General features: G+C 61.1%; 4 protein-coding genes and 1 pseudogene. All 5 read right to left on the bottom strand.

The window, feature by feature from the left end:
* Positions 1 to 376 precede the first annotated feature (376 nt).
* The 5 genes and pseudogenes from C4334_RS14105 to C4334_RS14085 all read right to left on the bottom strand — a co-directional run bounded on the left by C4334_RS14105 (position 377) and on the right by C4334_RS14085 (position 7587).
* On the bottom strand, positions 377 to 859 hold the full coding sequence (locus tag C4334_RS14105) for a DUF1648 domain-containing protein (RefSeq protein WP_352432728.1): 483 nt from the start codon (positions 857 to 859) through the stop codon (positions 377 to 379).
* Positions 860 to 1104: 245 nt separating this feature from the next.
* Positions 1105 to 1564, bottom strand: a pseudogene (locus C4334_RS14100) (DUF4337 domain-containing protein).
* 135 nt (positions 1565 to 1699) lie between these two features.
* Entirely contained in the window at positions 1700 to 4816 is a 3117-nt protein-coding gene (locus C4334_RS14095) for an efflux RND transporter permease subunit (protein ID WP_352432727.1), read from the bottom strand.
* 23 nt (positions 4817 to 4839) lie between these two features.
* Positions 4840 to 6201: an efflux RND transporter periplasmic adaptor subunit gene (locus C4334_RS14090; protein WP_352432726.1), complete on the bottom strand. Its 1362-nt coding sequence runs from the start codon at positions 6199 to 6201 to the stop codon at positions 4840 to 4842.
* A gap of 33 nt (positions 6202 to 6234) precedes the next feature.
* On the bottom strand, positions 6235 to 7587 hold the full coding sequence (locus C4334_RS14085; RefSeq protein ID WP_352432725.1) for a TolC family protein: 1353 nt from the start codon (positions 7585 to 7587) through the stop codon (positions 6235 to 6237).
* Positions 7588 to 8005: the final 418 nt, after the last annotated feature.

The following is an 8005-nucleotide window of genomic DNA, read 5'->3' as shown; positions in this document are numbered from 1 at the left end:
GCCTCAGCCGGATTGCATCCAGACGGAGAGGCAATTCGCCTCCCCGTCAAAGGTGCTGCCGGGACGCACCGGGTCGAATGAGGTCGGCTCGCGCTACATCTTACGCCGCGATGTCGCCATGCGCACTTCACGGATGAAGATCACGGGTTCAGCCCGTGCGAGAACTTTTGAGCGCTTGAACGCGCGCGTCGTGCAAAGAGCCGCGAAGTCGACTCCCCTTCAGGCGAACTGCGTCCTTTGATTCGAAGCAGATCTTTGAAACGCGCAGCGCCAAACCTTTGGCAGCGATTTCAGGTTTCGCGCGAATCGAGGCGCGCGCGTAACGGCGCGCACGTTCAGCTCCGAATAGCACGCGATCGTTTTTTCGATGCGCTTTTTACGAACGTGATGCAAGCACGAAATAGCCCATCACCGTTGCCAAAGTAACGAGCACCGCGACAGGCGTAAACAGATACCCCAATCCGTTTGAGAAGCCGAGCGAAACGCCGATCATCTGCAAACTGATGAAGGCGAATAAACAAACGCTCTGCAATTTGAGGACGCGCAGCAAACAGACGGCCAAAGCGTATTGGCGAGCCCGATTGCGTTCAGTTATTTGCCAAGGATAGTTGAGCTTCTGCGGATGACGCGCCAACCAACTGAGACCAAGATAGATCAGCGAACTCAAGGCGAGAAGCAAGAGGAGCTCGGTCTTCGCGCCCCAAGCATCTGGTTGTCCAGCGAAATTGAAATGAACGGGGATCGATTCGGGCAATAAGTTCCACGTTGCCAAAAGAAGCGACGCGTGAAGCAGAAGTCCGAGAACGGCTAAAACCTCGATGATCGAACCAATAAGGGAGAGTGCCTTCGCGTTCGGCATTTGTGTGCCCTTCGTTTTGATCTGCGAACTCTCGGCTGATTTTTGCTCACAAAGCGCACGATGCCGAAGATCAACCGGCGCGCTTCGCTTTCGTCGTTTATGCTACGTCACCCAAGTGAAACAAAGCGAAGCCCCTCGTAAGAGCTTGAGCGTCTTCCAAGGTCCTCTTTCCCATATACAGATTATCAACGATGCGGCCTTGTTTAGCGCGCAAGAGATCGCAAGGAGCCGACATCCGATCGTTTTCATCGAAGAAACCCGATGACGAAGAGCGCCAGTCCGACGGCGCCGATGATCAGCGCTCCGTACCAGACGAAACGCCGTTCGACGAGCGCGGCGATGGCCGCCAGCCCGATCGAAACCTGCAACACGGTGACGACGAGTGCGAACCTGTGGTGACGTTCCAGATTCTGTTCGGCCTCGTGTTGCAAAAGCGTCCTTTCGTCTTCGAGCCGCCTCGCCTCACGCTCGATCTCGGCTTGCTCGGCGCGCAGCCGCGACGCTTCGCTCCGCGCTCGCTGTTCCGGTTGGCACCAAAGCCAACAGCTCGACTTCGCTTTCGCGCACCGTGCTCTTGATCCCTTTGGCTTGGTAGTAAGCCCATTCGTCGGCAGCTTGCGTCTGTTTGAGAACGGCTTCATCCATCTCCAGCAACGCGCGGTTGGCCAAATTGCCCGACTTGAGCGAGGCGATGGCTGCAAGCACCGCGAACAGCGCTGTCGATAGGGCCAACCACCTTTTCCAAGAGGCGCGCGCTTCGCGCTCTACCTCGGCTTGCACCTCTTCGGCGATCCGTTCGACGCTCACTTCTTTGATCTCAGTCTCTTCCACAAACTCGCCTTATTGCTCCTCCGCCAACGCGATTTTCGCTGAACGCGGCGACTTTCGGCAAGCGCGGTCGAATCTCCCTTTGACTATTTCGTAAACGAGCGGCATAGCGACGAGCGTCAGCACCGTCGCCGTGCACAATCCGCCGATGATCACAATGGCGAGCGGCTTTTGCACTTCCGATCCCGGTTCGGTCGACGCCGCCGCTGGAAGCAAGCCGAGCATGGCCAGCGTTGCCGTCATCAACACCGGACGCAGTTGTTGCTCGGCGCCGCGCACCGCCGCGTCACGAAGGGAGTTCGTCCGGCGCCGATGGTGATTGCACGCCGCGACGAGCAACATGCCGATCAGCACGGAGAAACCGAACAGCGCAATGAAACCGATGATCGCCGAAACGGACAGCGTTTGTCCGGTTAACTCAAGCGCAAGGAGACCGCCAACCGCGCCGAACGGCACGCAAAGCAAGATCAGCAGCGCATCGACAACCGAACCGAACGCGGTGCGCAGCACAATGAAGATCATCAACACGGTCAGCGGCAGGATGATCTTCAGCCGCGCGACGGCGCGCTGCTGGTTCTCGAACTGACCGGACCAGACCAAACGGTAGCCGGGCGGGATATGCACCTTTTCGCGGACAGCGCGTTGCGCTTCGGCAATGGCGCTGCCGAGATCGCGACCGCGCACGTCGAAACGGACCACCGTGCGTCGTTGGTTCGCTTCGCGGTTGATGTAGGTGTATCCTTGCGCGATCACCAGCCGCGCGACATCGCGCAATGGCACGAGCTGTCCATCGGAGGTCGCGACCGGGATCTCCCCGATGCGCTCGACATCGAGCCGCGCTTCCGGAATCAACCGGACAACCAGATCGAAGCGCCGTTCGCCTTCGACGACGCGCGACGCGACTTTGCCGCCGATGGCCGTTTCGACGACGTCCTGCACGTCGGCGACGTTCAAACCGTAACGCGCCGCGCGATCGCGATCGATCTCGATCCGCAATTGAGATTGTCCGGCCAACTGATCGTCGGAAAGCTGCGCGATTCCCGGCACCGGCGCGATGGCCGCTTTGATCTCGTCGGCGAGGCGCTGTAGCTCCGTCAGGTCGTCGCCGAAGATTTTGATCGAATTCGGTGCCCCTTTGACGCCCGAAACGGCTTCGTCAACATTGTCGGTGATCGGTTGCGAGAAATCGTAGATGACGCCTGGTATCGAGCGGAGTTTGGCCTCCATCTCGGCAACCAACCTCTCTTTGGTCATGCCGGGTCGCCACTGCTCTTTCGGACGCAGATCAACGAAGGTTTCGGCGTTGTTGACTCCAGCCGGATCGGTGCCGTCATCGGGGCGTCCGAGTTGCGTGACTGTGGTCTTGACTTCTGGGAAGGAGAGCAGAATCTGGCGCATCTTGGGCGTCAGCTCGGCTGCCGCCGCCAAGCTGATCGAGTTCGGCATGGTGGCGCGCACCCAGATCGCCCCTTCATCGAGCTTGGGCAGAAAGTCCGTGCCCAGTCGGGCGAAGGTGGTCGCGCCGAGCAGCAACGCGCTCGCAAGTACAGCAAACGTCGTCGCGCGCCTCATCAACGAGTACCTGAGTACGGGGAGGTAAACTCTGCGCGCGACCTTCATCACCGGGTTCTCGCGCTCGCGCACATGACGCAGCACGAGCGCGCACAAGACGGGCACGAGCGTCAGCGAGCACAACAGCGCGCCGAGCATGGCAAAAGAGATGGTGAAAGCGAGCGGGCGAAAGAGTTTCCCTTCGACCCTTTGCAACGTGAAGATCGGGAGCAGCGCGAGGATGATGATCACTTGCGAAAAGAGGATAGGCGTCCCCACTTCGCCCGCCGCCTCGACGATCGTGCGGTCGATTTCAACCAAATTGCGCCGACGGCAAGCCATTTTGCCGAAGACGGCTTCCACACAGACGACCGCGCCATCGACGATGATGCCGAAATCGATCGCGCCCAAACTGATCAAATTGGCCGGGATTCCGCACAGGTAACAGAGGCCGAAAGCCGTCAGCAGCGCCAAAGGGATGACCACCGCGACGACTAACGCCGCGCGTACGTCGAACAAGAAGATGAACAGGACGAGCACGACGAGCAACGCCCCTTCGACGAGGTTGCGCTCGACCGTGTGCACCGTGCGCTGGATCAGCTCCGTGCGGTCGTAGTGCGGAACAATGCGCACCCCCTTGGGCAGCGAAGCGTTCAGCTCGGCGGTCTTCGCCTCAATCCGGCGCAAGGTTTCGAGCGCGTTCTCGCCGCGACGCAGCAACACGATGCCTTCGACCACATCCGGTTTGTCGTCGCGACCGACGATGCCACGCCGCGTTCCCGCGTCGATGCGCACGTCGGCCACCTGGCCCAACCGAATCGGCGTTCCGCCACGGGCGGCGACGACGATGTTGCGAATGTCGTTCTCGTCGCGGATCAACCCGATGCCGCGCACGACGTACTCTTCGGCACCATGTTGAATGAAGTTCCCGCCAGCGTTGCCATTGCCGTTCTTCACAGCGGCGAAGATTTGCCCGAGCGTCAGATTGAAGCGGCGCAGTTTAGCCGGATCGACGAGCACTTGAAACTGCTTCGTCCCACCACCAAAACCGACCACGTCGGCTACCCCCGGCACGGCGCGGTAAGCTCGTTCGAGCGTCCAATCCTGCAACGCTTTGACCTCGATGAGCGGCATTTCGGGCGGCGCTTGAATCGTGTAGCGGTAGATCTCGCCCGTGGCGCTGGCAAGCGGCCCAAGCTGCGCCTGGACGCCTTCGGGCAAAGTCACGTTCTGCAAGCGTTCGACGATTTGCGCGCGCGCAAAGTAGTCGTCCGTACCGTCTTCAAACGTCGCCGTAACGATCGATAGACCGAAGAGCGAGATGGAACGGAGCACGGCTAAACGCGGCGTCCCATTGATCTCGTTCTCGATCGGGAAGGTGATCTGTTTTTCGACCTCTTCGGCAGCGTGCCCGGGCCATTGCGTGATCACCTGCACTTGTGTGTCGATGACATCGGGGAAGGCTTCCACTGGAAGCGCACGGAACGCGAGCGCTCCGCCAAGCGCGACCAACAAGGCGCCAGCGATGACGAGGAACTTTTGACGTAAGGCGAGGGCGACGATTCGTTGCGCGATCATCTCCGGTCCCCTCTCGCGCGAATTCAACTCCTCATCCGTTGTTCGGCATCGAGCAGCAAGCTGCCGTTGACGACCACTCGTTCGCCTTCGCGCAGGCCCGCTTTGACGATCACTTGTCCCTCCTGTTCGGCGCCCGTCTCGATCTCGCGGCGCACGAATTGGCCCGGCTGTTGCTCGACGAAGACCACGCGACGTTCGCCTTCGACGACCACAGCCGTGTTTGGAACGGTCAAGACTTCTGCGCGTGCCGCGGCTCGCAGAATCACCGTGACGAACATGCCGGGTTTGAGCAGCTCCCCTGGATTGGCGACCACGCACCGCAGCGCGATGGTGTGCTTGTCCGGATCGACCACGCTGCCGATCTGATCGACTCGCGCTGTGAAGAGGCGCGTCGGATAGGCGGCCACCTTGATTTGCAGCGGCGCACCAACGCGCACATACGCGAGTTGATCCTCGTAGATGTCGGCGTTGACCCACACCGACGACAGATCGGCGATCATGAAGAGCGGGTCGCCAGCTCCAGCTTGAACCACTTGGCCGAGCCCGACGTGCCTTTCGATGATCACGCCGCCGATGGGCGCCACCAGCGGCACGAGCCGACTGACCGCGCGCCCGCCGGAATCTAGCTGCGCGATCTCATCAGCGTTCATGCCAGCGCTCTGCAAACGCTCGCGCGCCGCTGTCACCGCCGCTTGAGCGCGCGTCAGATCGTCCTTCGCCCGCGCCTCATCGGCCTGCGCTTGCTGCAGCTCGCGCTTCGGAATCGCCTCAACAGCCGCCAAACGCTCGGCCCGCTCCCTGGTCCGCTTCGCTAACTCGAACGACGTGCGCGCCGTCGCCAGCGCGGCCAGCGCTTGCTGATAATCAGATTCAAGGCCGATGATGTCGGGCGAATCGATGACGCCGAGCCTTTGTCCGGCGCGCACGCGGTCGCCCACTTCGGCGCGTAGTTGAACCAAACGTCCGGAGAACTGCGAGAAGACCGGCGTCATGCGCCGCATGGCCACCTTGCCCGGCGTGGAGATCTCCTGCGCGATGGATCGACGCAGGACGACCTCGGTGGCAATCGCCGCGCGCTGGTCCGGCGTGAGCGCAACCGCAGGAGATGGCCCATCTTGAGCTTTGTTCCCCTGCTCGGCGGTCGCAACCCGCTCGCGCGCTCGCCACACAACCACAGCGGAGACGAGGGCCAATACCGCGAACAAAAGCGCAATCAACCAACGCCTCCTTCGCTTGGAAGACGAGCGCTGCGATGCCGCTTCTCCGCCGCTAGCCGCCTCGCTTTCGATCACCCCCTGTGCCAGCTCTTCGCCGCGCCTATCTGCTTCATCGAACCCGATCCCCTCGCTTTCGATCAACTCCTGTTCCACCACCTTCTGATCCATCTCGGCTCTCCTGCGATCTCGTTTGACGGCGGGTTAGTTGAGAAGCCGCGCACCGGTCGCGTACTCCAATTGATAAAGGCTCATCAAAAGATCGTAGCGCGCTTGGTTGTACTCGATGCGAAGTTGGTTGTAAGCGCGCTGGGCATCGAGAAAATCGATCAAACCGCGCGCCCCCTCGCGATAAGCCGCTTCCTCCGTGCGTCGCACCTGCTCAGCCGCGACCAGAACGTCGCTGGTGAAAGCGCGCAACCGGTCGCGGCTCGTGCGGTAGGCGATGAAAGCTTTCTCGACCTCGGTCAGAGCTTGCGTTTCGGCTTGGCGCAACTGTGCCTCGGCCTGTAATTCAAGCGCCGTCGCTTGCTCGATCGCGGTGCGCGCGCGCGCTCCGACTTTGAGCGGAACGCTCAGGACCACGCCGAAGGTGTTGTCGCTGCCGGTGCGCGCATACTGCCCGCCGACCGTGATGTCGCGCGCTTTGGAGGCGACCGCCAGCTTCACGCCGACCCGAGCTGCTTCAACCCCGAAACGCGCCGCTTGCACGTCGGGCCGATTGGCTAGCGCCAATCGGCGCAAGTCGTCGATCCACAACAACACGGGGATGATGTCGAGATCGCCCTCGATGGCGTTCAAATCGGCCTCGGCATCGCCGCCCGCACGTCCGCCGATCAACCGCACATCCGCTCCCGAAGGCGCATCGCCAGCGCCAATGAGATTGAAGACATCGCGCACCGCCTGCTGGTAAGATTGCTCGGCAGCGACGGCGTCGCGCTCCAGCTCGAACCGCTGGATCTCGATCCGCCGCAGATCCACGCCCGCAGCGTAACCTTCTCGGTATTGGGCGCGCAGCACTTGCGCCATGCGGTCGAAATGAGCCAAGTTCTCGCGCGCGACGCGCGAGTTTTCGCGCGCCAACACGGCGTTGAAAAAGGACTGCCGCAACTGGAAGAGCTGCTGACGCAGAGCGTCGCGCCATTGCGCTTCAGCCAAACGCACGTTCCACTCGGCTTGCGCGACGCGCAGCGCGCGCTTGTCGCCACGCTCGATGAGCTGGTCCACTTCGAACGTGTAAGTTGAGTTGGCGGCGGTGTTGTCGCCCGTGCTGAAGAGCAGCCCCGGACGGGTGAACACGCGCGGCAACGCAAGCTGCGTCGCGCTCGCCGTCAGCGTCGGCGTTGGCCGCAGTCCGGCTGCCGTGCGCTGCGCGCGCTGCGCGTCGAGATTGCGCTGCGCAGCAAGCAGGATTGGATTGCGCTGCATCAGCAACTCGGTTGCTTTCGCCAAAGAAAGCTTGGAAGGCGGCATCTGTGCGCGCGCGCTGGTTGCAAGCCCCAAAGCGAGCAGTAAGATGACCTTGATCTTCGCGCCAAACAACAGCCGATCGTTCACCGCTGATTCTCTTTCGGGTCGCCTTCAGAAGCTTCGCGCGCCCGGCGCTTTGCATATCGAAGCATGCAAGCCGAGCGCGCGTTTCGCCGAATCGACGAACGGAGAGTGTAGAGAACGTACGATGAGCCGCAGATGAAAGAAGGATTAAAATCTTTTCATCGAGCGAAGAGCGCAAACGATGAGCCGCAAACGGTAGGAGGATGAAGATTCCTTCATCCGTTCAACCGACGTCGGTGCCTCTTGCTCCAAGCCCGCTCGTCGCCCGGTTGGATGAACTCAGATGCAAAATCCAAAAATTTGGATCGAGGATCATCAACGCATGGTGGCTCTTTGTGCGAAATCCAAAAATTTGGATCGCCATCCAATTTTTTGGATGCGAACTCGCCCGCCGTCGCCTGCGACGAGCGCTCACATCTCA

The sequence above is a fragment of the Pyrinomonas sp. genome, from assembly GCF_040289685.1.
In the GTDB taxonomy this organism is placed as follows: Bacteria; Acidobacteriota; Blastocatellia; order Pyrinomonadales; family Pyrinomonadaceae; genus Pyrinomonas.
Note: the sequence above shows the minus strand (reverse complement) of the source record. Positions and strands in the feature narration are given on the sequence as shown.